Source organism: Stagnihabitans sp., from assembly GCF_964946895.1.
The window spans coordinates 1-23498 of record NZ_CBBQHX010000008.1; the positions used below are offsets into that span (position 1 = coordinate 1).

Annotated in this window: 25 protein-coding genes; 13 read left to right on the forward strand and 12 right to left on the reverse strand. The window is 65.8% G+C overall.

What is annotated here, in order from left to right; translation table 11 throughout:
- Positions 1–1008 (forward strand): alpha-L-rhamnosidase-related protein (locus AC1Y2B_RS06935; protein ID WP_482252340.1); only part of this gene is annotated, 1008 nt, incomplete at its 5' end.
- 223 nt (positions 1009–1231) lie between these two features.
- On the opposite strand, the gene AC1Y2B_RS06940 is transcribed toward AC1Y2B_RS06935, so the two are convergent.
- The gene (locus AC1Y2B_RS06940) at positions 1232–2194 is read right to left on the reverse strand and encodes an acetylxylan esterase (protein ID WP_482252341.1); all 963 of its coding nucleotides are present in this window, start codon (positions 2192–2194) and stop codon (positions 1232–1234) included.
- A 93-nt stretch (positions 2195–2287) separates the two neighbouring features.
- Between AC1Y2B_RS06940 and hisB the strand changes: the two genes are divergently transcribed.
- The gene (hisB, locus tag AC1Y2B_RS06945) at positions 2288–2872 is read left to right on the forward strand and encodes an imidazoleglycerol-phosphate dehydratase HisB (RefSeq protein ID WP_482252342.1); all 585 of its coding nucleotides are present in this window, start codon (positions 2288–2290) and stop codon (positions 2870–2872) included.
- Positions 2869–3537 carry an imidazole glycerol phosphate synthase subunit HisH gene (gene hisH / locus AC1Y2B_RS06950; protein WP_482252343.1) on the forward strand — a complete coding sequence of 223 codons (669 nt, stop codon included), beginning with the start codon at positions 2869–2871 and terminating at the stop codon, positions 3535–3537. The genes hisB and hisH overlap by 4 nt, the downstream gene beginning before the upstream one ends.
- Positions 3538–3593: 56 nt before the next feature.
- On the opposite strand, the gene AC1Y2B_RS06955 is transcribed toward hisH, so the two are convergent.
- On the reverse strand, positions 3594–4850 hold the full coding sequence (locus AC1Y2B_RS06955; RefSeq protein WP_482252344.1) for a calcium-binding protein: 1257 nt from the start codon (positions 4848–4850) through the stop codon (positions 3594–3596).
- 173 nt (positions 4851–5023) lie between these two features.
- Here AC1Y2B_RS06955 and hisA point away from each other — a divergent pair, with 173 nt between their 5' ends.
- The 4 genes from hisA (at position 5024) to AC1Y2B_RS06975 (ending at position 7425) form a co-directional block, all read left to right on the forward strand.
- Positions 5024–5743: a 1-(5-phosphoribosyl)-5-[(5-phosphoribosylamino)methylideneamino]imidazole-4-carboxamide isomerase gene (gene hisA / locus AC1Y2B_RS06960; RefSeq protein WP_482252345.1), complete on the forward strand. Its 720-nt coding sequence runs from the start codon at positions 5024–5026 to the stop codon at positions 5741–5743.
- Positions 5744–5907: 164 nt separating this feature from the next.
- On the forward strand, positions 5908–6300 hold the full coding sequence (locus AC1Y2B_RS06965) for a hypothetical protein (protein ID WP_482252346.1): 393 nt from the start codon (positions 5908–5910) through the stop codon (positions 6298–6300).
- 46 nt (positions 6301–6346) lie between these two features.
- On the forward strand, positions 6347–7108 hold the full coding sequence (gene hisF / locus AC1Y2B_RS06970; RefSeq protein WP_482252347.1) for an imidazole glycerol phosphate synthase subunit HisF: 762 nt from the start codon (positions 6347–6349) through the stop codon (positions 7106–7108).
- Positions 7105–7425 carry a phosphoribosyl-ATP diphosphatase gene (locus AC1Y2B_RS06975; RefSeq protein WP_482252348.1) on the forward strand — a complete coding sequence of 107 codons (321 nt, stop codon included), beginning with the start codon at positions 7105–7107 and terminating at the stop codon, positions 7423–7425. The genes hisF and AC1Y2B_RS06975 overlap by 4 nt, the downstream gene beginning before the upstream one ends.
- A 136-nt stretch (positions 7426–7561) precedes the next feature.
- Here AC1Y2B_RS06975 and AC1Y2B_RS06980 read toward each other — a convergent pair whose 3' ends face one another.
- From AC1Y2B_RS06980 to ychF, 6 genes are all read right to left on the reverse strand, one after another.
- Complete coding sequence (locus AC1Y2B_RS06980; RefSeq protein ID WP_482252349.1) at positions 7562–9028, reverse strand: class I adenylate-forming enzyme family protein; 1467 nt, start codon at positions 9026–9028, stop codon at positions 7562–7564.
- 105 nt (positions 9029–9133) lie between these two features.
- Positions 9134–10045, reverse strand: a complete 912-nt coding sequence (locus tag AC1Y2B_RS06985) for a sulfotransferase family protein (protein WP_482252350.1) — start codon at positions 10043–10045, stop codon at positions 9134–9136.
- Positions 10042–11301, reverse strand: a complete 1260-nt coding sequence (locus AC1Y2B_RS06990) for a type III PLP-dependent enzyme domain-containing protein (RefSeq protein ID WP_482252351.1) — start codon at positions 11299–11301, stop codon at positions 10042–10044. Before AC1Y2B_RS06990 ends, AC1Y2B_RS06985 begins: the two co-directional genes overlap by 4 nt.
- Entirely contained in the window at positions 11298–12284 is a 987-nt protein-coding gene (locus AC1Y2B_RS06995) for a hypothetical protein (protein WP_482252352.1), read from the reverse strand. The genes AC1Y2B_RS06990 and AC1Y2B_RS06995 overlap by 4 nt, the downstream gene beginning before the upstream one ends.
- A complete protein-coding gene (locus AC1Y2B_RS07000) occupies positions 12274–12519 on the reverse strand; it encodes an acyl carrier protein (protein ID WP_482252353.1) in 246 nt (81 codons plus the stop codon). The genes AC1Y2B_RS06995 and AC1Y2B_RS07000 overlap by 11 nt, the downstream gene beginning before the upstream one ends.
- A gap of 273 nt (positions 12520–12792) precedes the next feature.
- Positions 12793–13890 carry a redox-regulated ATPase YchF gene (ychF, locus tag AC1Y2B_RS07005; RefSeq protein ID WP_482252354.1) on the reverse strand — a complete coding sequence of 366 codons (1098 nt, stop codon included), beginning with the start codon at positions 13888–13890 and terminating at the stop codon, positions 12793–12795.
- A 162-nt stretch (positions 13891–14052) separates the two neighbouring features.
- Here ychF and AC1Y2B_RS07010 point away from each other — a divergent pair, with 162 nt between their 5' ends.
- The 6 genes from AC1Y2B_RS07010 to AC1Y2B_RS07035 all read left to right on the forward strand — a co-directional run bounded on the left by AC1Y2B_RS07010 (position 14053) and on the right by AC1Y2B_RS07035 (position 18386).
- Positions 14053–14457, forward strand: coding sequence for a VOC family protein (locus tag AC1Y2B_RS07010; protein WP_482252355.1), 405 nt, complete (start codon positions 14053–14055; stop codon positions 14455–14457).
- Between the two features lie 118 nt (positions 14458–14575).
- Positions 14576–15367, forward strand: coding sequence for a tryptophan synthase subunit alpha (gene trpA, locus AC1Y2B_RS07015; RefSeq protein ID WP_482252356.1), 792 nt, complete (start codon positions 14576–14578; stop codon positions 15365–15367).
- Positions 15367–15786, forward strand: coding sequence for an MEKHLA domain-containing protein (locus tag AC1Y2B_RS07020; RefSeq protein WP_482252357.1), 420 nt, complete (start codon positions 15367–15369; stop codon positions 15784–15786). Before trpA ends, AC1Y2B_RS07020 begins: the two co-directional genes overlap by 1 nt.
- A 47-nt stretch (positions 15787–15833) precedes the next feature.
- A complete protein-coding gene (locus tag AC1Y2B_RS07025) occupies positions 15834–16412 on the forward strand; it encodes a TMEM175 family protein (protein WP_482252358.1) in 579 nt (192 codons plus the stop codon).
- A 4-nt stretch (positions 16413–16416) separates the two neighbouring features.
- Complete coding sequence (locus AC1Y2B_RS07030) at positions 16417–17580, forward strand: alpha-hydroxy acid oxidase (protein ID WP_482252359.1); 1164 nt, start codon at positions 16417–16419, stop codon at positions 17578–17580.
- The gene (locus AC1Y2B_RS07035; RefSeq protein WP_482252360.1) at positions 17577–18386 is read left to right on the forward strand and encodes an alpha/beta hydrolase family protein; all 810 of its coding nucleotides are present in this window, start codon (positions 17577–17579) and stop codon (positions 18384–18386) included. The genes AC1Y2B_RS07030 and AC1Y2B_RS07035 overlap by 4 nt, the downstream gene beginning before the upstream one ends.
- Here the strand turns inward: AC1Y2B_RS07035 and AC1Y2B_RS07040 are convergent.
- The 4 genes from AC1Y2B_RS07040 to AC1Y2B_RS07055 all read right to left on the reverse strand — a co-directional run bounded on the left by AC1Y2B_RS07040 (position 18364) and on the right by AC1Y2B_RS07055 (position 23459).
- Entirely contained in the window at positions 18364–19521 is a 1158-nt protein-coding gene (locus AC1Y2B_RS07040) for an MFS transporter (protein WP_482252361.1), read from the reverse strand. The two genes, AC1Y2B_RS07035 and AC1Y2B_RS07040, sit on opposite strands and share 23 nt — an antisense overlap.
- Before the next feature lie 73 nt (positions 19522–19594).
- Positions 19595–20989 (reverse strand): aspartate aminotransferase family protein, encoded by a 1395-nt coding sequence (locus AC1Y2B_RS07045; protein WP_482252362.1) that lies wholly within the window; start codon positions 20987–20989, stop codon positions 19595–19597.
- A 110-nt stretch (positions 20990–21099) separates the two neighbouring features.
- A complete protein-coding gene (locus AC1Y2B_RS07050; RefSeq protein ID WP_482252363.1) occupies positions 21100–21756 on the reverse strand; it encodes a GntR family transcriptional regulator in 657 nt (218 codons plus the stop codon).
- A 119-nt stretch (positions 21757–21875) separates the two neighbouring features.
- Positions 21876–23459, reverse strand: coding sequence for a glycoside hydrolase family 43 protein (locus AC1Y2B_RS07055; RefSeq protein WP_482252364.1), 1584 nt, complete (start codon positions 23457–23459; stop codon positions 21876–21878).
- Positions 23460–23498 lie beyond the last annotated feature (39 nt).

Here is a 23498-nt window from a genome sequence, read left to right on the forward strand (position 1 = left end):
ACCCGCTATCCGCTGCAGGAACGCCCCCTCAAACCGCAAAACGACGCCAGCCTCGACGCCGTCAACCAGATGTGCCGCACGACGATCCTGTCCTGCCTGCAAGACGGATTCGTCGACAGCATCTGGCGCGAAAGCTCCCAATGGCTGGGCGACGTCGTGGCCGAGGCCTTCGCCTTCCAAGCCATCTCCCACGACCCCCGCCCCCTCGCCTTGGCGATCACCATGGCCGCTCAAGGCGCCGCTCCCGACGGCATCCTGCCTTCCGTCCTGCCCGGCGACGTGCCGGCCTATGTGGTCACCGACTACACCTTCTCCTGGATCGAACTCCTCGACCTCTACGCCCGCCATCCCGGTGTTACTGACGCCCCGCAAATGATCGCCCACCACCGCGCCACGCTGGAAAAGCTGCTCTCACGCCTCCACGCCGACGTTGGCCGCAACGGCCTCATCAAGTCCGAACCGGGTCGCCGCCTCTTCCTCGACTGGTCCCAAGCCCCTCGGGCCGAGCCGAACCTCACCTACAACCTGCGCTACCTCAACACCCTGCAACTGGCCGCCCGCCTCACCGCCAGCCCGCACACCCGCCAACAGGCGGAGACGCTCCGCGACGCCATCCGCTCCAAATTCCACGACAGGGAATGGCACGAGGTCCCCGAAGGCCCCCCCGCCAGTCAACTCTCGCTCGCCCTCCTGATCCTCACCGACACCGCCACCGGCACCGAGGCCGAGGCCCTGTGCCAGCAGATCGTGGCTCGCTCCCTCGACCTCGACGACACCGCCCCCCCCGGCAAACTGGTCCTCGCCAGCCCCTTCATGCATCACTACATCTTCCAGGCGCTCGACCACCTCGGCCAGACCGACGCCATCCGCGCCGTCATCAAGGCTCGCTGGGGCCGCTGGGTCCATGCGGGCGCACCCACCACCTGGGAAAACTGGGCCATAGATTTCCCCGACGGCTCCGCCTGCCACGGCTTTTCCGCCCACCCGCTCGGCTGGCTCAACCGTTGACATAAGGCGCGCGTGCCGCGCATTGCTTTTATCTCGCCTCTGGCGTGCCGCCAACCGGCTCGGGCGAAGTCCCTCCGGGGGGAGTATTTGTGCAAGGAGCAAATGCAAGAAAGCTCCCTGTACCTTTCACCTTGGCCCAAATATCCCCGCCGGAGGCAAGCGGGCCTCTTGCCCGCGCAGGCGACCTCAAAGGCGTGCGGCGCCCTTGCGCCGCTCCTTTGGCTCAGGCCGGCAGCATGCGGGCCAGCCAGGCGCCCTGGCGCTCGATCTGGAAGGGGCCACCGCCTTCGTGGTCGTTGAAGGTATAGCGCTCCATCGCCTTTTCCCCGCCATAGGCATTGAAGGCGGCATAGACCGTCGAGGGTGGGCAGACCGTGTCCATCAGGCCGACTGAGAACAGTGCAGGCGCCGTGGCCCGGGCGGCGAAATGGATGCCGTCGAAATGGTTCAGCGTGGCAAAGACCTGCGCCTCGGCCCAACGGTGCACCGACAGGTAGCGCGCGATTTCCAGATAGGGGTCGCGGGTTGCCACAATGACCGAGCGGGCGAAGTCGCACAGGTACGGCACATCGGGCATCACGGCCGCAAGGCCCGGCACCAGTCCCGCCACCGCAAGGCTGATCCCGCCGCCTTGACTGCCGCCGGTCACCGCGATCCGCGCGGGGTCGATGCCGGGGAAAGCCTTCGCCGCCTCCACCGCCCGCACCGCATCCGAGTAAACCCGGCGGTAGAAGTAATCCTCGCGCCGCTGGATGCCCTTGGTCATGAAGCCCGATTGTGCCGGGTCCGACCCCACCGGGTCCGGCGTGACCCCATGCGCCCAGCCAGAGCCTTGGCCCCGCGTGTCCATCACCAGCACGGCGCGTCCGGTGGCGGGCCAGAACAGGTGTTCATGCGCAAAGCTGCGCCCGCCGCCATAGCCGATGAACTTGACCACGCAACTGCGCGCCCCGCCCTTCGGCGTGATGAACCAGCCGCGCACCGGATGGCCGCCATAGCCGTTGAAGGTCACGTCATAGGTGTCAAACAGCGGCAGCCCCGCATCGAACGCATCGAACCTTGCATCCAGCGGATGGGCGCGGGTCTCCTGCAGGGTTTCTGCCCAAAAGGCATCGAAGTCCGGCGGCGCCACGGCTGTGCTGCGGTAATCGGCCACCACGTCGGGCATCAGGTCGGGAAAGGGCATCGCATTCTCCTCTTTGCCGCCACTTGACCCCAATCCGGGCCTTCAATCCAGCCCCCTGCCCGCCTATAAGGCAACAAACCGATGGAGGCCCCGATGCGCGACGCCACAATCACCCGCAAGACTTCCGAGACCGAGATTTCCGTCCGGGTCGATCTGGATGGCACCGGCAAGGCCACGATCTCCACCGGGGTGGGCTTTTTCGACCACATGCTCGACCAGTTGGCCAGGCATTCGCTGATCGACATGACCGTGTCGGCCAAGGGGGATCTGCACATCGACGACCACCACACGGTGGAGGATGTGGGGATAGCCCTCGGTCAGGCCATCGCCAAGGCGGTGGGCGACAAGAAGGGCATCCGCCGCTATGGCCACTTTGCCCTTGCCATGGATGACGCCCAGATCGCCTGCGCGCTGGACCTGTCCGCACGTCCCTACCTGATCTGCAACCTTGATTTCCAGACGCCCAAGATCGGCACGTTTGATACCGAACTGGTGCGCGAATTCTTCCAGGCCCTGGCCACCCATGGCGGCATCACCCTGCACATCGACAAGCGCCACGGCTTCAACTCCCACCACATCGCCGAGGCGGCCTTCAAATCCGTCGCCAAATCCCTGCGCATGGCGGTGGAGAAAGACCCCCGGAACGACGCCCTGCCCTCCACCAAGGGCGCGCTATGAGCCTGACGGTTCTGGTTGATTACGACTCCGGCAACCTGCATTCGGCCGAGAAGGCCTTCCAGCGGATGGCCGTCGAAACCGGCTCGGGCGAGATCCTCGTGTCCTCCCGCCCCGAAGACGTCGCCCGCGCCGACCGGATCGTGCTGCCCGGCGACGGTGCCTTTCCGGCCTGCCGCCGCGCTTTGGGCAGCTACGGCGGCCTGTTCGAGGCCATCGAAGAGGCCGTCACCCACAAGGCCCGCCCCTTCCTTGGCATCTGCGTCGGAATGCAGATGCTGGCCTCCTGGGGCCGCGAATACGAGGATGTGGCAGGCTTCGGCTGGATTCCCGGAGAGGTCGTCAAGATCACCCCCGCCATGGCAAAACCGGGCGACCCCCACCTGAAAGTGCCGCACATGGGCTGGAACGATCTGGTGATCGACGCGCAAAGTTCGGGGCCCCACCCCGTGCTGGAGGGGATCAAGACCGGCGATCACGCCTATTTCGTCCACTCCTACCACTTCCGCGTCACCGATCCGGCGCAGCGTCTGGCCCATGTCGACTATGCCGGGGCCGTCACCGCCATCGTCGGACGCGACACCATCATCGGCACCCAGTTCCACCCCGAGAAAAGCCAGACCGCCGGCCTGCGCCTGATCGGCAACTTTCTGCGCTGGGCTCCGTAAGCAGCGCCCGACACAGGCAGAAGGCGCCATCGGGCCAAGGGCGCCTCTGGTCGAAATCAGAAGATCAGGATATCCGACGCCGTCAGGACGGCCCCGGCCTGCAGGGTGGCCAAAAGCGCCTGCCCGCCCAAGCCACTGCCATTGGCGTCAAACCACAGTTGATGATGGACCGTGTCGAAGATGAAGCGGTCATCGGCATCCTGCGCCACGTTGTCCGACCTCGCCTGAAATTGCGCCGCAGACAGCAGACCCGCCACCAGCCCCGCGCCAAAGCCCGCCGCCGAGATCGCAATGCTGTCATTGTCCCGCAGGGTCGCGCCAAAATCCGTGATCTTGTCGCCGCCCTCGCCCGCCGCGTTGAACAGGAACTGATCATTCCCGAACCCGCCCGTCAGCTTGTCGGCGCCAAGGCCGCCCGTCAGCGTGTCATTGCCCGTGCCGCCCGACAGCGTGTCATTGCCACCCAGACCCTGCAGCAGGTTCGCCCCACCATCCCCCGCCAGACTGTCCGCCCCGAACCGCGAGCCGATGATGTTCTCGATATTGCTGTAGTCATCATCCGCCGCCGCCCCGGTGTTGGCAAAACTGCCATCCAGCGCCACGTGAATGGCGCCGCCCGTGCGGAAATCCAGCGTGTCGATCCCCGCCCCGCCGTCCACGGTCTCAATCCCCGCGCCCAGCCGGAAGGTGTCATTGCCATCCCCGCCATAGATCGCGCCTTCAATCGTGCCGCCGCGCCCGTCATAGGTGTCTTTGCCCTCACCCAGCGTCACAGCCCCGTATAGGTGCCCAAGGTTGCGCAGCGTGTCATCTCCGCTTGACCCCGCGACGCTGGCCGTACCGCCCTCGATCGTGCCGGTGTTCAGGATCGTCAGCGCCTCGCTCAAGATGCTGATGACGCCATAGTCCTCGCCGTTGATCGTCCCATGGTTGTGCAGAACAGAGCCCGACCCGACATCCGCGCCGAAGCGGACGCCCACAGTGCCGTCCAGCAGGCCATAATTCGTCACGGTCGACCTCGCGGTCAAAAGATTGATGGCCTCACCGGCCGCAGAGATGACCCCAGTTGCTGTCACCAGAACCCTGTTGAGCGAATCCGTTGGCAAAGCGGCGCTGAACTGCACGCCATTCCCGCCGGACAAGTCGCTGTCAGCCACCGTCCCCGCAATACGGACCCAGTGTTCCCCACCAAGGGCCGCAACCGCATTGCCGCTGTCCACCGCGATGATCCCACTGCCCCCGACAAGCAAATCGTCTATGGTGCCAAGATCCGCTGCGACCAACTTGGTCAAAGTCACGACCTGCAAGACCATCTCAATGTCTCCGCTCAAAAAGGATTTGTCGCGGAACATCCGCCTGCACAAAGGTGTGCCCCAGGCCCGTCCCGCCTGTAAAGCCCTTTCCCGACCGCGCCGCAGCAAAGCCCCGTCTTGCCCCGCCCGCGCCTTGCGCCTAAGAGGCGCCATCCCGCACCGCGAGGCCCGTCATGATCCTCTACCCCGCCATCGACCTCAAGGACGGCCAATGCGTCCGCCTCCTGCGCGGCGAGATGTCCGCCGCCACCGTCTTCGGCGACGATCCCGCAGCCCAAGCCGCCAAATTCGCAGCCGCCGGCTGCGCGTGGCTCCACCTCGTCGACCTCAACGGCGCCTTCGCCGGAACCCCGGTCAACGCCGCCGCTGTGGAAGCCATCCTATCTGCGGTCAAAGTCCCAGCCCAACTGGGCGGCGGCATCCGCGACATGGCCACCATCGAGATGTGGCTGAAGAAAGGCCTCGCCCGCGTCATCCTCGGCACCGTCGCCGTTGAGAACCCCGATCTGGTCCGCCAAGCCGCCAAGGCCTTCCCGGGCCAAATCGCCGTCGGCATCGACGCCCGCAAAGGCTTCGTCGCCACCAAAGGCTGGGCCACCGAGACCACGATCCAAGCCACCGACCTCGCCCGCAGCTTTGAAGACGCCGGCGTCGCCGCGATCATCTACACCGACATCGACCGCGACGGCGCCATGCAAGGCCCCAACATCGAGGCGACCGAAGCCCTCTCCCGCGCCGTCACCATCCCCGTCATCGCCTCCGGTGGCGTCAGCCGGATGGCGGACCTGATTGCCCTGCGCGACACCGGCACCATTGCCGGGGCAATCTCGGGCCGGGCGCTGTATGATGGGGCGATTGATCTGGCGGAAGCGCTGAGGGCGCTAAAAGGGTAGGTTTTCCTCCGCCTACCCAACCGCTTGTCAAGAACACCGCACGGCCCTAGCCTGGGTTCATTGGGTTAGGGCAGCCGATGGACAATTTCAGCCTCTTCGATCTCTTCGGCTGGAGCCTTTGGGGCAGAGTCTCTTAAGGGAGTCCGTGGCAGTTCGAGGTCTTATTGTTTGTTGCTATTTTCGGCATGATCCCTGCGTCGGTCCAGATCGCCGCAACAGCGCTCGCGAGCCTTGCCATCCCGCGCGGCTTCATCACCAAATCCCGCTGGCTTCCCCTGAGCAGGTTTACGCTGGTGGCGCTGTGCCTGATCCTCCTGATGACCGCAGCCGCTTTTCAAGCTTCTCTCATCTTTCGGGCGGGCGACTGCCAGAGCCTTGAGCAACTTGACATCGACGACATCGACTGGGCCTACAAATGCACGCTGATCCCGCGACCGGAATCGGACAGGCTGAATGACCGCATGGGCTGGATCGGATTGCTCTCCTTCGGCTGGCCTCATCTGCTCTGTGTCGCAGTCGTCCTTGAAACGGTGGCACGTCGCAGGGCAAAGGCGTGACGCCATCCCCCTTCCCCCCGCCCGCCACAGGCGCTAAACCCTCCTCATGCTGAAAACCCGCCTCATCCCCTGCCTTGATGTCGCCGATGGCCGTGTGGTCAAGGGTGTCAACTTCGTCAACCTGATTGACGCCGGTGATCCGGTAGAGGCCGCGCGCGCCTATGACGCGGCTGGCGCGGATGAGCTGTGCTTTCTCGACATCCACGCCACCCATGAAAACCGTGGCACGATGTTTGATCTGGTGACCCGCACCGCCGAGCAGTGCTTCATGCCGCTCACCGTCGGCGGCGGTGTCAGAACCCACCACGACGTCCGCGCCCTCTTGCTCGCCGGGGCCGACAAGGTCTCCTTCAACTCCGCCGCCGTGGCCGACCCCAATGTGGTGGCCGAGGCGGCGGACCGTTTCGGCTCCCAATGCATCGTCGTGGCCATCGACGCCAAGACCGTCGCCCCCGGAAAGTGGGAGATCTTCACCCACGGCGGCCGCAAATCCACCGGCATCGACGCGGTGGACTTCGCCCGCACCGTGGCCGCCAAGGGCGCTGGCGAAATCCTGCTGACCTCGATGGACCGCGACGGCACCAAGGGCGGCTACAACCTGCCCCTGACCCGCGCCATCGTCGATGCCGTCTCGATTCCGGTGATCGCCAGCGGCGGCGTCGGCACGCTGGACCATCTGGTGGAGGGCGTCACCATCGGCGGCGCCTCTGCGGTTCTGGCCGCCAGCATCTTCCACTTCGGCACCTTCACCATCGCCGAGGCGAAGGCCCACATGGCCGCCGCCGGCATCCCGATGAGGCTGTCATGACCGCCCCCGAAAGCGCCCTGAACCGCCTCGCCGCCACCATCCAGGCCCGCAAAGGCGCCGATCCCGAAACCTCCTGGACCGCCAAACTCCTCGCCAAAGGCCCCGAGAAATGCGCCGAGAAGTTCGGCGAAGAGGCGGTCGAGGCGATCATCGAAGCCGTCAAGGGTGACCGCGCCAAGCTGACGGCCGAGGCGGCGGATGTGCTCTACCATCTTCTGGTGATGCTCGCCGCCCGCGACGTGACGCTGGCCGACGTCGAAGCCGAACTGACCCGGCGCGAGGGCACCTCGGGTATCGCCGAAAAAGCCGCCCGTTAAGCCGGGCATCGGCGGACCGCCCCTCCGCGCTCAAGTCCAGCAGCGCGGGCCCCCGGCAGCACCGCCCCCCAGCAGCACCGCCCCCCAGCAGCACGGGCCCCCAAGCAACACGGGCCATGCACCCGCAATCTGCCCCTCACGCCACCTGCACCTCGGCCTTCAGCCGCACCAGATCCACCTTGCCAGAGGCGGTCAGCGGCAAAGCCTCGCGCTCCAGCCAGCTGCGCGGGCGTTCATGCGGCGCCAGGGCGGCCGAAGCGCGCTGCGCCGCCGCCTTCACCCCCGCCCCGGCCAAGGGATCGGGGACCAGCACCGCCACCAGCTCCGCCCCCATGATCTGATGCGGCCGCGTCACCACCGCCGCCGCCTCCACCCCCGGCACCGTGCGCAACAAGGCCTCGATCGCCGCCGGCGAGGCGGCAAGCCCCATCACCTTGACCATCCGGTCGATCCGGTCGCCAATCGTCAGCCGACCCGCCGCATCCAGCCGGCCCCGGTCGCCGGTGAAGACGGCAAAACCCCGCCCGGTCACCGGATCGGGCTTGCGGCGGCGGGCGGTCTGCTCGGGGTCCTCCCAATACCCCTCGAAGACACCGGCCCCGCGATGCACCACCTCACCCCAATCGCCCGGCGGCAGCACACGCCCGGCCTCATCCACCACGCACAGATCCGACCCCGGCAGGGCGCTGCCCACCACGCCCGGCGCCAAGGCCTCGTCCCCGGCGCGCAGCGTGGCCGAGCGGAAGGTCTCGGTCAGGCCATAGTTCAGACAGCGCCGCGCGCCGGGGAACAGGGCGGCAAGGTCCTGCCAGACCCGCTCGGGCATCACCGCCCCCGTGCTCATCACCAGCCGGACCGAGGCCCGGTCGCGCCGGCCGATGTCAGACACCCCCCGCGTCAACCCGGCATAAACCGAAGGCACCCCGCCGAAAACCGTGGGGCGATGACGCTCCACCGCCTCGGGCAGACCCGCCAGACCGGGCGGCGCCAAGACCAGCGTCAGCCCCAGCCGGTACATCGCCAGAAGCTGGCCCCAGCCATAGTCATGCGCAAAGGGCACCGCGCACAACAGCCGATCCGCCGCGCCAAACCCCACCGCAGCCGCGACCCGGTCCACCCCGTCCAGCAAGGTCGATTGCCGCTGCATCACCCCCTTGGGCCGCCCGGTGGAGCCTGAGGTGAAGACGATCGACCCCAGCCCCGCGCCCTCGCCCAAGGCCGGCACCGCGCGCAGCCGTGGCGCGGCCTCCAGCACCGACGGGGCGCAGACCGGGGCGGCCGCGCAGTCGGTCAGCCGGTCGCTGACCACCAGCGCTGCCCGCACCCGCTCGGCCACGCCCTCCACCGCCACTTCGGCCGGCGCCAAGACCGGCACGGCCCCCAGCGCCCAGAGCGCCAAGGGCAGCGCCGCCGCCGCAACCCCGTTGGCCAGATGCACCACCACCCGATCACCCGGCCGGACGCCGGCCCGCTGCAGTCCCCCGGCCATCCGCAGACACAGATCGTGCAACTGGGCAAAGCGGACCTCGCGGTCGCCGATCAAGACCGCCGGCAGCGCGCCGCGTGCCGCAACCACCGCCTCAAATGCCTGCCAACCGCTCATGATCGCTCCCTTTGCTCCTGTAGGGTGGGGTTCACCCCACCTTGCCGGGATGCCACACCCGGCTGTCCCATCCGCCCGGAAGGTGGGGCCAAAGCCCCACCCTACCTAGCCCTTGTCCTGCGGACGTGGCACAGCCGCGGCCAGCCGCGCCGCCGCGCTGAACTGCCGCAACGCCTCGTCCCGGGTCGGTTTGCGCGGCACGGCCAGCGCCACATAGCCCAGACGCTCCATCGGGGCCTGCAGATGCCCCATCAACCCGCCCGCCGCCCGCCGCGACATCGCCTTCTGCCAGCGCCCGACCGAAGCCGTTGAAAACCCCGCCTCGCCCGCGGCCTTCCAGTCGCCCAGACCCACCCGCCCCGGGGCCGCCACGGCCGCCAGCCAATCGCCCGCCGAACGCCGCGCCACGCCCAGATGATCGCACACCCGCCCCATCACCGTCACCGGGTCCGCCACCAGATCCTCATAGCGGATCAGGCACGCCGCCGGATTGCCCTCCACCATGTCCAGCAACGCCGTCACCCGCTCGGCCCAGGCCGAGGCCAGCGCCTCGACCGGGGCGGGATAGCGGGCAAGCCAAGGCTGCAGTTCGGGCAGAAACCGCCCCATCTTCTGCGCCAGATCCAGGTTGCTGGCGATCACGTCCAGCGGATGCCGCACCAGCCCGATGAATTTCGCATGCCCCGCCAGCAGATCCGACAAGGCCTCCAGATGGAACAGATCGAAACCCGACTTCTCCACCCAGACCGGCTTGCCCGCCGCCATCCTTGCGTGAAAGCCGAACAGAACCCCGCGCAGCGCCGCATAGACATCGGCCTCCGGGATCCCGGCAAAGCCAAGCCCGCTGCGCACGCCAATCGGCACCGTCTCGCTCGGGCTTTCGGCCAGAAACCTTGCGCAGGCCGTGGTCAACCACGGCTCCGCCGGGCAGGACACCTCGGGATGCTGATCCAGCAACCGCCGCAGCAGCGTCCCACCCGAGCGGGGAAAGGCCAGGATCACACCAAACCGCGTCATGCCAACCGCTCCGCACCCAGCGCCGCGGCCGCAGCCGCCTCCGGGGTGGCGTCCCGCAACGCCAGCCCATCCCAGACATATTCCCGCACCACCGGATGCGAGATGAACCCCGCCGGAGAGGCCGTGGCCCCATAGGCCCCCGACAGCCCCACCGCCAGCACATCGCCCAACCGCACCTGCGCCAAAACCACATCCCGCGCCATCAGGTCGATCGAGGTGCACAAGGGCCCCGCCACCGTCACCCGCTCCAGCGGCCCGTCCGAGGTCAGGTTGCGCATCGGCCAGGCCCGCTTGACGACCGATCCCATCAGGCCGCAGGCCGCCATATGCGCGTTGAACCCCGCGTCCAGCATCACGATCACCGCCCCACGCCCCTCCTTGCGCGCCACCACCTGCGCCAGAAGCTGGCCTGCCGGCGCCACCAGCCAGCGGCCCAGCTCGATATCCACCGCAACCCCGGCCAAGGGCGCCAAAGCCGCCCGCACAAGGCCCGCCACCTCGGCCAGATCCAGCGCCACCTGCCCCTCATGATAGGGCACGCCAAAGCCCGAGCCGAAGATCACCCGCTCCCCCGGCCCAAGCCGCAGCGCCAAAGCCACACAGATCTCGACATTCGCCGCAATCGCCCCCGCATCCAGCGCGTTCGACCCGGCATAGAAATGCAGCCCCACCAAGACGATCCCCGGCAAGGCGCGCACCGCGGCCAGAACCTCAGCCGCGCCTTCCTCGTCAATGCCGAACTGCGTCGCCTGCCCGGTCATCCGCGCGCCAAATCCCTTGGGACTGGTGGCCGGGCTGATCCGCGCCAAGACCTTCTGCACCCCACCCCGCGCCACCGCCGCGGCCGAGGTCATCTGCGCCTGATGCAGGCTTTCCACCACAACATGGCCAATCCCGCGCGCCACCGCCTCGTCAATCTCGGCCCGGCGCTTGGCAGGCCCGGTAAAGCTGATGTCCGCCGCCCGGGCCCCCGCCGCCAGGGCCCGCCGCACCTCGCCGATCGAGGAGGCGTCGATCAGCGCCCCCGCCCCGATCATCCGCGCCAGCACCGCCGGATGCGGGTTGGCCTTCACCGCATAGCGGATGCCACAGCCCGGCAAGGCCGCCGCCAGCGCCGCCTGCCGCGCCGCCACCACGGTCAGGTCATAGACATAGGCCGGCGTCTCGATCGCCGCCAACAGATCAGGCCGCCCGGCAAGGTCCAGCGCGGTACCCTCAGCGCTTCGGAACGCGGCGGTCTGCGGTGCCTCGGTCATGCCGGACCTATGAAATCAAAGCTCACCGCCTGCCCGAAGGCGCTGTCGGCGATGGTTTCCATCGTGCGGCTCAACAGGCCCATGCCGGTCAGGCTGGCCACCGGATTGTGGCGGGTGTCCTTGGGGATGGCATAGCCCCGCGCGGTGGGCAGCAGGGCGCACAGCCGGGCGTTCTGCTCCGCATCAAAGGGCTGCAACTTGGCATAGATATTGTGAACCGCCGGCGGCGCCCCGGCAAGACAGCCACACATCGGGTCAAAGGCAATGCCCGCCCGCCGCAGCGCAATGCCCCGCCCCGGCGTGAAGAACCGGCAGCCCATCGTCACCGCCGGCGCATCGCCCGCCAGCAGGGCCGCCTGAATCGCCGGCGCCCCACCGGAACTGGCCCCCATATAGGTGCGCGGCACGATACCCTGCGCCGCAAGAATCCGCAGCACCTGCATCAGCGACTCATAAAACGTCCGCCCGCCCGCCAAGGACCACCTGCCGAAGGTGCCGTTCGGCGTTGCCAGCATCACCACATCCAGCGCCCGGTGCCCCAGCATGTCCAGAAACCGCACATTGGGCAAAAACATCCGCGCCCGGATCGAGGTGAAACACACCAGCGCCCCACGCTCGGCCGCCTGCTGGGCTGACCGGTACAAGACCACGCCCGGCGCCAGCACCTCGCGCCGATAGACAGCACCGCCCTTGCTGCGCAGCTTGGTCCAATAGGGCGCCAACCGCGCCACGCGCAGCCGGGCCTCGCCGTCCAGCTCGGCGGCGATCCGCCCGTACACCTCGGCCAGTTCCTGCGGCGCGAATTCGTTGGAATAGCGGTGCAACCGACGCTCCAGCATCGCCTCCTGACCGGCCTCGCGCAGCAGCCGCAGCACCGCGCGCGCCGCCAGCGCAATCTCCCCCACCTCTGCCGCAGCCGGCGTGACCCTACCCAGCCCTGCCCGCCGACCCACCGTCACCCCGCTGTCCGCCTCAGGCCGCATCGGCACGCTCGACAAAGGCGCAAATCGCCGCGACCGAGTCGAAATTGGCGAAGGTCAGGTCTGCGGGCGGGATTTCGCAGCCCAGATGGCTTTCCACCATGCTGATCAGCGCAACAAGGGCGAAACTGTCCAGAATGCCGGTCGACATCAGCCCCTCCGCCGCCAGAATCTCGTCCAGGGTCAGGCCGGATTCCAATGCAATGACCTCGCAAAGCTGACCTTTGAACAGTTCCATCTCAACCTCCACCTCAATGTGGAAAAGAGTGCCACCACCTGAGGGGCGCACGCAAGCGCCAAGGCAAACTGATCCATGTTGTTGCACAATCTTGCTCAACCGGCAGGCGAATCTGACAATAAGGTTAACAGGGCAAAACCCCGCCGCGCGTAACTACGCAAAAACGACGCAAACCCGACGCGGACCTGACGCGGCCATGCCGGCCGCCAAAGGCAAAACGCCGCAGATTAATGCGGCGTTCTCAAGGGCTTGTCACATCAGGGCAGCGTCCGGTCAGGCGTTGAACAGGAAGTGCAGCACATCCCCGTCCTTGACCTCATAAGTCTTGCCCTCGACCCGGAATTTGCCCGCTTCCTTGGCCCCCGCCTCGCCATTGCCCGCGACATAGTCATCAAAGGCGATGGTTTCGGACCGGATGAAACCCTTTTCGAAGTCGCCATGAATGACACCCGCCGCCTGCGGAGCCAAAGTGCCCTTCAGGATCGTCCAGGCCCGCGCCTCTTTCGGCCCGACGGTGAAATAGGTCTGCAGACCCAGCAGTTCGTAGCCCGCGCGGATCAGCCGGTCCAGACCGGCCTCGTGCAGACCCATTTCCTCAAGGAACATCGCGGCCTCGTCGGCGGGCAGCTGGCTGATTTCTTCCTCGATCCGGGCCGAAATCACCACCGAGCCCGCGCCCTGCGCCCGTGCCATCGCGGCCACGCGGTCGGACTGGCTGTTGCCCTTGGCGGCACAAGACTCTTCAACATTGCAAACGTAAAGCACTGGTTTTGCAGTCAAAAGCTGCAACAGACGCCAAGCGCGCTTGTCATCCTCGGCCACTTGAACGGTGCGCGCGGGCTTGCCCGCCTCCAGCGCAACCTGCGCCATGGCCAGCAGGCGGTCTTGATCCTGCAGGTCCTTGTCGCCGCCCTTGATCTTGCGCGCAAGCCCGGCCCGACGCCGCTCGACCGACTCAAGATCGGCCAGCATCAGTTCGGTTTCAATGGTTTCGGCGTCGGCGACCGGGTCGATCCGGCCCTCGACATGGGTGATGTCGCCATCTTCAAAACAGCGCAGCACATGGGCCACGGCGTCACATTCGCGGATGTTGGCCAGAAACTGGTTGCCCAAACCCTCGCCTTTTGAAGCGCCGCGCACCAGACCGGCGATGTCGACAAAGGTCATCCGCGTCGGAATGATCTGCTTTGATCCGGCAATCGAGGCCAATTTGTCCAGCCGCGCATCCGGCACAGCGACTTCACCCACGTTGGGTTCAATCGTGCAAAACGGGAAGTTGGCGGCCTGCGCGGCAGCGGTTCGGGTCAAAGCATTGAAAAGGGTAGATTTCCCGACATTCGGCAAACCCACGATACCCATTTTGAAACCCATGACACCCTCCGCTTCTGACCCACGCGGCATAGGTGCGCCGCGCGGTCCGGTCAAGGGCGCACGCGCGCCAGAAGGCCAAGGCCCGCAGGTTTTTGCGCGCGAAAAGACCCTGTGCGCCGGGCGGATCGACCGCTAAACTGGCCAAAACCGATGGAGGCCGCAATGCCAACGCATCCCTATATCCATTTTCAAGGCCAATGCGCCGAGGCGATGACCGCCTACGCCGCCCTGTTCGGCGGCACGGACCTGCAGATCATGCTCTACACCCAAGGCCCCCCGGTGCCCGAGGCGTGGCAGGGCAGCACCCGCGTGATGCACGCACAACTGCGGTTGGGCGACGGCACCCTGATGGCCTCCGACTACCCCCCGGGCATGGCCGGAGAGCCGCAGAAAGGCTTTTCCGTCATGCAAAGCGCGGCCGATGTCGCAACGGCGCAGGCGTGGTTTGACGGTCTGGCACAGGGCGGCACGGTGATCGAGGCGTTCAAACCCACCTTCTTCTCCCCCGGCTTTGGCATGGTGCAAGACCGGTTCGGCACCCACTGGATCATCTCGGCCATGGCCTGAGGCCGGCAGCACCGGGCCCAAAATCTTCGCAGAAGATTTGTATCCCCAGACAGCCATTGATTTTCCCGCCGCCCAAGTGCAAATCGGCAGGCGTACATTCTTTGCAGAGATCGCTGACATGACCCGAATCGATGACACTTTCGCGCGGCTGAAGGCTTCCGGCCGCAAGGCCTTCGTGGCCTATGTCATGGCTGGCGATCCGGATGTGGCGACGTCGCTGGCCGTGATGAAGGGCCTGCCGGGCGCCGGTGTCGACATCATCGAACTGGGCTTGCCCTTCACGGACCCGATGGCCGATGGCCCGACGATCCAACTGGCGGGGCAACGGGCGCTGGAAGCCGGCATGACGGTCGACAAGACCCTGCAAATGGTGCGCGATTTCCGTGCCGGCGATGCCACGACGCCGATCGTGCTGATGGGCTACTACAACCCGATCTACGCGCGCGGCGTCGACCGTTTTCTGGCCGAGGCGAACGAGGTTGGCATCGACGGGTTGATCATTGTCGACCTGCCGCCGGAAGAAGATGAAGAACTGTGCATTCCGGCCCAGAAAGCCGGCCTGAACTTCATCCGGCTGGCCACCCCCACCACGGACAACAAGCGCCTGCCCAAAGTGCTGCAGAACACCTCGGGCTTTGTCTATTACGTCTCGATCACCGGCATCACCGGGGCTGCTGCCGCCGAAGCGTCGGATGTCGCCCCCGAGGTCGCGCGTATCAAATCGCAAACCGATTTGCCGATCATCGTGGGCTTTGGCATCACCACCCCCGAAGCGGCCGAGGCCATCGCCGCCGTTGCCGACGGCGCCGTGGTGGGCTCTGCCATCGTCAAGCAGATCGGCGAGGGGCGACCGGTGTCCGAGGTGCTGTCCTTCGTGGCCAGTCTTGCGGCCGGGGCCCACAAGGCCTGATGCACGATACCGCCTACAGCCTTGTTCTGGCGGAAAGTTTTCAGCGCCTGACCGGCCGCATCCTGACCGATGTCTGGACCCTGCCGCAACCTCTTGTCTCGCATGGGACCGAGGCTGATCCGATTTTCCGCTATGGCAACGCCGCCGCTCTGGCCCTGTGGGAGATGGAGTGGGACGGCTTTACCAAACTGCCCTCACGCCTGTCGGCGCAGGATGATCCTGCCATTCAAACCGATCGCAGCCGCTATCTGGCCGAGGCTGCGGCACGGGGTTGGGTGGAGAATTACCAAGGCATCCGCATCTCGGCCACCGGGCGGCGGTTCCGCATTGCCGACACGATCCTGTGGACCGTCACCGATGCCGCAGGTCTGCGCCACGGACAAGCAGCCCTGATCGGCCGGGTCGAGCGGCTTGATTAACCGCCTCTGAGCCTGCAGACTGCCCGTCGCGCACAGGGGGGGGTAGAATGACCAAGGGACGGATCGAGGCCTTTTCGGATGGTGTCATCGCCATCATCATCACCATCATGGTTCTGGAACTGAAAGTGCCGCATGGCGCAAGCTGGGCGGATTTTCAGCCGCTGGTGCCGATTTTCCTGTGCTATATCCTGTCCTTCGCCAATGTCGGTATCTACTGGGTCAACCATCACCACATGTTCCACGCCGTTCACCACATCGGCGGTTGGGTGCTGTGGGCCAATCTGCATCTGCTGTTCTGGCTGTCCCTGATGCCTTTCGTCACCGAATTGATCGGCGAGAACGACTTTGCCGGGGTGACCGTCTTTCTTTACACGGCAGACCTATTGATGTGCGCCATCTCTTACGGGCTTCTGGTGGTGGCGCTGGTCAGCCAGCACGGCAAGGACAGCACCTTTGCCCGCGCCCTCAACAATGGCGCCAAAGAGAAGATTTCCCTTGCGGCCTATGTGGTGGCCCTGCCCCTGTCACTGTATCTGCCGGTGGCGGCGTTGCTGTTCATCGGCTTTGTGGCGTTGTACTGGGTGGTGCCCGATACCCGCTTTGCCCACCTTGCCGAGAAGGCCTGACCTCATGCCCATCATCACCTGCATCGAAGACCTGCGGCAGATGCACCGCCGCAAAGTGCCGAAAATGTTCTGGGACTACTGCGAAAGCGGATCGTACACCGAGCAGACCTTTGTCGAGAACTGCAGCGATTTCAGCAAGATCCGCTTGCGTCAGCGTGTCGCGCGGGACTTGACGGGGCGGACGACCGAAACCACGATGATGGGCCGCAAGGTGGCGATGCCCGTGGCATTGTCGCCCGTCGGCTCGTGCGGCATGCAATCGGCGGATGGCGAGATCAAGGCGGCCAAGGCCGCCGAGGCGTTTGGCGTGCCCTTCACTTTGTCGACCTTCTCGATCTGCTCGATCGAAGACATTGCCGAACACACCAAAGCCCCCTTCTGGTTCCAGCTTTACGTCATGCAGGACGAGGATTTCGTCGATGGCCTGATCGAGCGCGCCCGCAAGGCAAAGTGCGATGCGCTTGTCCTGACACTGGATCTGCAAATTCTGGGCCAGCGCCACAAGGACATCAAGAACGGCTTGACCGCCCCGCCGAAGATGACGCCGAAAAACATCCTCGACATGGCGATGCATCCCGGTTGGTCCTTGGCCATGGCGCAGACCAAGCGGCGGACGTTTCGCAACGTGGTGGGCCATGCCAAGGGCGTGGTCAGTCTGCAAGACCTCAACACCTGGTCCAACGCCAACTTCGACCCGCTGCTCGACTGGGGCAAGGTGCGGAAATTGCGCGACAAATGGGGCGGCAAACTGATCCTGAAGGGCATTCTGGATGCCGAGGATGCGCGGCTTGCGCGCGACTGCGGGGCGGATGCCATTCTGGTGTCCAACCACGGCGGGCGGCAACTGGATGGTGCCTTGTCCACCATCCGCAGCCTGCCGCAGGTGGTGAAGGCCGTCGGCGACCAGATGGAGGTTTACCTCGACGGCGGTATCCGCTCCGGTCAGGACGTGCTGAAAGCCGTGGCCATGGGGGCGAAATCCACCTTCATCGGGCGCAGCTACCTTTATGGGCTTGGCGCGATGGGTCAGGCGGGTGTCACCAAGGCGCTGGAGGTGATCCAGAAGGAAATGGACATCACCATGGCACTGTGCGGCGTGCAAAAGGCCCGAGAGTTCGGGCGTGAGCATGTTCTGGTGCCGGAAGGTTTCGAAGGGCGTTGGGAATGATCGAGACGCTGGTCTATTTCGACGTCCTGGGTCAGCGCGTGGTCGGCACCCTGTGCCTGCCGCAAGGGGGCCCTGCCCCGGTGGTGCTGATGCTGCATGGCTTCACCGGCACACGGGACGAGATGCCGGTGGCGGGCGTTGGCGAAGGGGTCTTCTCGCGTTCGGCCCGGCGGCTTGCGCAGCAGGGGCTTGCCTCTTTGCGGATCGACTGTCGCGGCAGCGGCGACAGCGAGGGCGATTTCAGCAACACGACCTATGAGGGCCAGATTGCCGATGGGTTGGCCGCACTGCAGGTGCTGCGCCGCGAGCCTCGGGTTCGGGGCGACCGGATCGGCGTGCTGGGGTGGAGCCAGGGCGGGCTGGTGGCGGCGGCGGTGGCCGGGCGGACGAACCTTCCCGTGGCGACCGCCCTGTGGGCGGCTGTGGCTGACCCAAGGGAAAGCCTTGGCGGAACCATGGGGGCTGCCGTGGTGGCGGCGGGGCTGAAGACGGGCGATGTGGCTTTGCCCATCCAGTTGCCCTGGAAGGATATTGCCCTGAAACAGGGCTACTTCGACGGCATGATGACGATGAACCCGCCGGCAGAGATTGCGGCCTACGACGGCCCGCTGTTTGTGGCCCATGGCTGGCAGGACGAAGCCGTTCTGCCCCATGCCGCCGCGGCATTTCTGGCAGCCCACAAGGCCAGTCAGGAAAGCTGGCTGGAGGAGATGGACCACTCGTTCAACGCCACCACCGGCCCGAAGATGCTGGACCGCCTGCTGGATGCCACGGCGGATTTCTTCAGGCGGAACGGCTTGGGCTGAGCCGGGACAAGAGCGGCGCCAGAAGCCAGACAAAGGCCAGCATGGCGGCGGCAAAGACAAAGGCCGCGCGCAGGCCAAAGCTGCCGGCGATGATGCCAAGGCTGGGCGGGCCCACGAAGTAGCCGGCATAGCCCAGCAAGGTGGCGCGGGCGACCGCGCGGGCCCGCGCTGCAGGTGCTGCCGTGGCGCCGACAAGCGTGAAGGCAGTGGGCGAGATCACCGAAGACCCGATCCCCATCACGATGAAACCGGCATAGGCCCATAGCGGATTGAACGCTCCGGCCACCATCAAGGCCCCCACGGCCGAAACCGCAGACCCGCCCAGCAACAGCTTGACCGCCCCGACCCGCGCCGACAGTCCCTGCCCCAACAACCGCGCCGTGCCCATGGTCAACGCCAGAACCGCGGGTCCGGCCGAGCCGAGTGCGGGCGAGCCGTGCAGGGTCTGCTCGATGTGCAGGGCGGACCAGTTCTCAGCGGCGTTCTCGGTCAGGAAGGCAATCAGCACGATGCCGCCACCGATCACCGGGACCAGACCCAGACCCGGACCCGTCCCGCCTTCGGGATGGCGCAGGCCGTCAATGCGGCCATTGGCCTCAAAGGCCAGCAGGGACACCACGCCCGCCAGAACCGCCGCAGCCAGCATCACCTGACCGGGGTTGGCCGCAGCCGAACGCATGGCCCCGACGGCAACCGCGCCCGAGGCGTAGCCGAAGGAATAGGCGGCATGGCACAGGTTCATCAGGGGGCGCCCGCGTGCCTGCTCCATCGCTGACACGCGGGCGTTCATCAGCACATCGACCGCGCCGGTGGCAGAGCCGCAGGCCAGCATCGCGACCGGAAACAGGAACCATACCGTCACTTGCCCCGGCAGCGCGAAGGCCAGTGCCATGACCAGCGTTGTCACGGGCAAAGCGACAGCTCCCAGCTTTTCACTGATCCAGGGCGCCGCCAACATCGCCAGCATCGCGGAAATGGGCGTCATCAGCAGCAAGAACCCCAACCGGCTTTCGCCGACGCCCAGCATGGTCTTGATGTCGGGCAGGTCGGCGGCAAAGCTGCCCCACAGGATGCCCATGGCAAAGAACGCCGCCAAGGCGGGCCGGGCAAGGCGAAGTGTGGGAAATGCCATCATGCGGCCTGCTTAAATGAAGCGGCGCCAGACAAGCGTCTGGCGCCGACATGTTGCGATCTGTCCCCGGCCGCCTTCAGGCGGACTTGAACAGGCCGTCGGCCAGAAGGCCCTGATAGCACTCGTCGATCGACTTCCAGGCGCGCTCGATCAGGATGTCGATCTCGTCCGGCGTGATGATCAGCGGCGGCGAAATGATCATCCGGTCGCCGACGTGGCGCATGATCAGGTCATTGGCAAAGCAACGCTCGCGGCAGCGGTAGCCGACCGTGCCGGTTTCCGAGGCGAACTTGGCGCGGGTGGCCTTGTTCGGCGTCAGGGCGAGCGAGCCCATCAGGCCGACCAGCTTGGCCTCACCCACCATGGGATGATCGGTCAGGGCCTGCCATTTCTGGGCAAGGTAGGGGTTGGCCACATCGCGGACATGTTCGACGATATGCTCTTCCTGCATGATCCGGATGTTTTCCAAGGCGACGGCTGCGGCGACCGGGTGGCCGGAATAGGTGTAGCCGTGGTTGAAGTCGCCCTTGGAGGCCATGACCTCGGCCACTTCATCACAAACGATCGACCCGCCGATCGGCTGGTAGCCCGAGGACAGGCCCTTGGCGATGGTCATGATATGCGGCTTGATGCCGAAGGTCTGTGACCCGAACCAGTTGCCGGTGCGGCCAAAGCCGGTGATGACCTCGTCTGCGATCAACAGAATGCCATACTTGTCGACGATGCGCTGGATTTCGGGCCAGTAGCTGTCGGGCGGCACGATCACGCCACCGGCACCCTGGATCGGCTCACCGATGAAGGCCGCGACGTTCTCGACGCCAAGCTGCAGGATCATCTCTTCCAGCTCACGCGCGCGCTTCAGGCCGAAGTCGTCCGGCGTCATGTCGCCGCCCTGCTCCCACCAGTTCGGCTCTCCGATATGGACGATGCCGGCGATCTTGCCGCCATGGGCATGGATGCCCGACATGCCGCCCAAGGACCCGCCGCCCATGGTGGAACCGTGATAGCCATTGGTGCGCGCGATGATGATGCGCTTTTCCGGCTGGCCCTTGATGTCCCAATAGCGGCGGACCATGCGGATGTTGGTGTCATTCGCCTCGGAGCCTGAGCCTGCGAAGAAGACATGGTTCATGCCTTCGGGTGCCACTTCGGCGATCTTGGCGGCGAGGGCGATGGCGGGGATGTGTGAGGTCTGAAAGAAGGTGTTGTAATAGGCCAGCTGGTCCATCTGCGCCTTGGCGACATCGCCCATCGAGGTGCGGCCATAACCGATGTTGACGCACCACAGCCCCGCCATGCCGTCGATGATGCGGTGACCTTCGCTGTCGGTCAGCCAGACCCCCTTGCCCGCCGTCATGATCCGCGCGCCCTTCTTGGCAAGGGCGGAATTGTCCGTGAAGGGGTGCATGTGGTGGGCCGCGTCCAGCGCCTGAAGCTCGGCCGTCGGCATGTGGTTGGTGATCTTGTTCATGGTGACCCCTTGAAATCCGGGCGAATCCGCCGCTGTTGGGATCAGTTTATGATCAAATCGAAATCCGTTCAAGAAATTTGATCAAATCCACTCGGGCAAAACGGCGGGGCTTAGATTTCGCCCCGTTCCAACGCCTGCCGCACCTGATCAAGCCCTTGGGCGATGTCTTGCTGCATGGCCCGCGCCAGCCCCGCCGCATCGCCCGCCTTCATGGCCATCAGCGCGGTTTCATGCTGGTCCGGCAGGCTGGAGGCCCCCCCCCTGGCCACGACAATGCGCAGCGACGGCCCGAAGCGCAGCCAAAGCGAGCGCGCCATATCGACCAGCACCGGGGCATCCGAGGCTTCATACAGCGCAAAATGGAAGGCGTGGTTGCTTTCCAGATAGGACGTGATTTCCCCGGCCCTGATCGCGGCATCAACCTCGGCGTCAATCTTGACCAGCCGGGCGATCAGGGCTGGCGTCAGATTGGCAGCGGCGAGTTCCGCCAGACGCGGCTCGATGGTCAGGCGGGCGAAGGCGATCTGGTCCAGAAGGCCTGGCGTCAGGCGCGGCACGGTGACCCGCCGGTTGCCCTGCGGCAGAAGCGCGCCCTCGGCCGCAAGGCGGCGGATCGCCTCGCGCACCGGGGTCATACCAGCCCCAAGGTCGTTGATCAGACCCTGAATGGTTACAGGCGCGCCGGGTTCCAGAAGGCCAAACAGGATCATGTCCCGCAGGCGGGCATAGGTGACCTCATGGGTCGGGATCTTGCGCGTGTCGTTCATGGGCAAACCGGGTTTGATCAAACAGGGTTATGACGCCTTTTGTCCGCAATCAAGGCGTCATATGGCGGAGCGGGGGCCAGCCCCCGCACCCCCGGGATATTTGTGCAAGTATGAAAGGGTCAGAGCGGGATATAGCTGAATTCGGTGAAGTCCGCCGTCCAACCCTGACCGGTCAGGTCATGGGCGATCATGCCGACGAAGGCGCCGGTGAAAGAGGAATGCTCGCCCCGCCCGCCCTCATCCGAGATGACGGAGGCATCCAGAACCGGCCCGACTGGTTTCGGCAGCTCGCCGAGGCGGCAGGCGAAGAACTGCTGGCTGGCCCCGGTGACCCGGACCTCCAGCCTGACGACACCCTCGGGGATGGGGAAGAGACCGTGGAAGGTCAGCCCCTCCCCCGGCCAATCGCCAAGGCAGGAGACAAGTTGCAGCACACGGCCCTGATGCGGGTCATGAGTGATGAGGGCGGCATGGAATTTGGTGCGGTTGTAATAGGTCGTCAGACCCGCCGCGCGTTGGTAATTGGGGGCTGAAGCCTGCACCGAGGTCGAGGCGGTGTAGTTGTGATGCTCCTGGCGCCGCGCCACGAGGGATTGCTCGAACCAGGCGCCAAGACTTTCCCGACCGATCAGACGCAGGGATTGGCCGGTCAGGGTGAAGATCCGGTCGGGCTGAGGGGTGCGCAGCCATTGGAATTCGGGCGGCAGGGTCGTGGTGAATCGATGATGGCTGGGTTGATCAGGTTTGCGCAGGGCCGCCGCGGGCAGCGTCGGAGGCGGCACCATCCCGCCCCCTTTGAGGTACAACCAGTCGTCACGCCATTCGCAGGCGGCAATTCCCGTCTCGCGCCCCAGGGCGCAGAACGGGCCACGCGGTCCCGGCAGCGGGCGACCACACAGAAAGGTGTGGTAGGCCTGTCCGTCCGGGGTTTCCACGTACTGGCCATGCCCGGTGCGCTGGAGCGGGCTTTCGGGGGCCAGCCGAGTGGTCAGAAGGTGCTTGTCGGGATGCGTCTCGAACGGTCCGCAGATGTGGCGGCTGCGCGCCATGGTGACGGCATGGTCATAGCCGGTGCCACCCTCGGCCACGGTCAGGTAATACCAGCCGTTGCGCTTGAAGAGATGCGGCGCCTCGGTCAGGCCCAGATCGGTGCCGGTGTAGATGGTGGCCACCGCGCCGATCAGCCCATGCTGGGGGTGCCACTCTTGCACTTCGATCCCGTCAAACAGGTGGTTCGCCGGATTGGTCCCCGTACCCGGCCCACGATGGTTCCAGCGCATGTTGAGGAACCATTTGCGCCCGTCGTCGTCATGGAACAGCGAGGGGTCGAACCCCGAGGAGGTCACGTAGGTCGGATCCGACCAAGGGCCATCGATGGTCTCGCAGGTGACAACGTAGTTGTGCGCGTCCTTGAAGGCGCCATCCAGCCGCTTGACGTCGGTATAGACCAGCCAGAACCGCCCGTCGGCCTGCGAGAGGCAGGGCGCCCAGACCCCGCAACTGTCTGGGTTGCCGCGCATGTCCAACTGGCTGGCCCGGGTGAGTGGCCGACTGACCAGGGTCCAGTTCACCAAATCGGTCGAATGGTGGATCTGCACGCCCGGGTACCATTCGAAGGTCGAGGTGGCGATGTAATAATCCCCCCCCACCCGGCAGATGGACGGGTCGGGATTGAAGCCGCGCAGGATGGGATTTTCGATCATGGTGCCTTGCCTCAACGGGTGTCCTGCGAAAGATCAAGG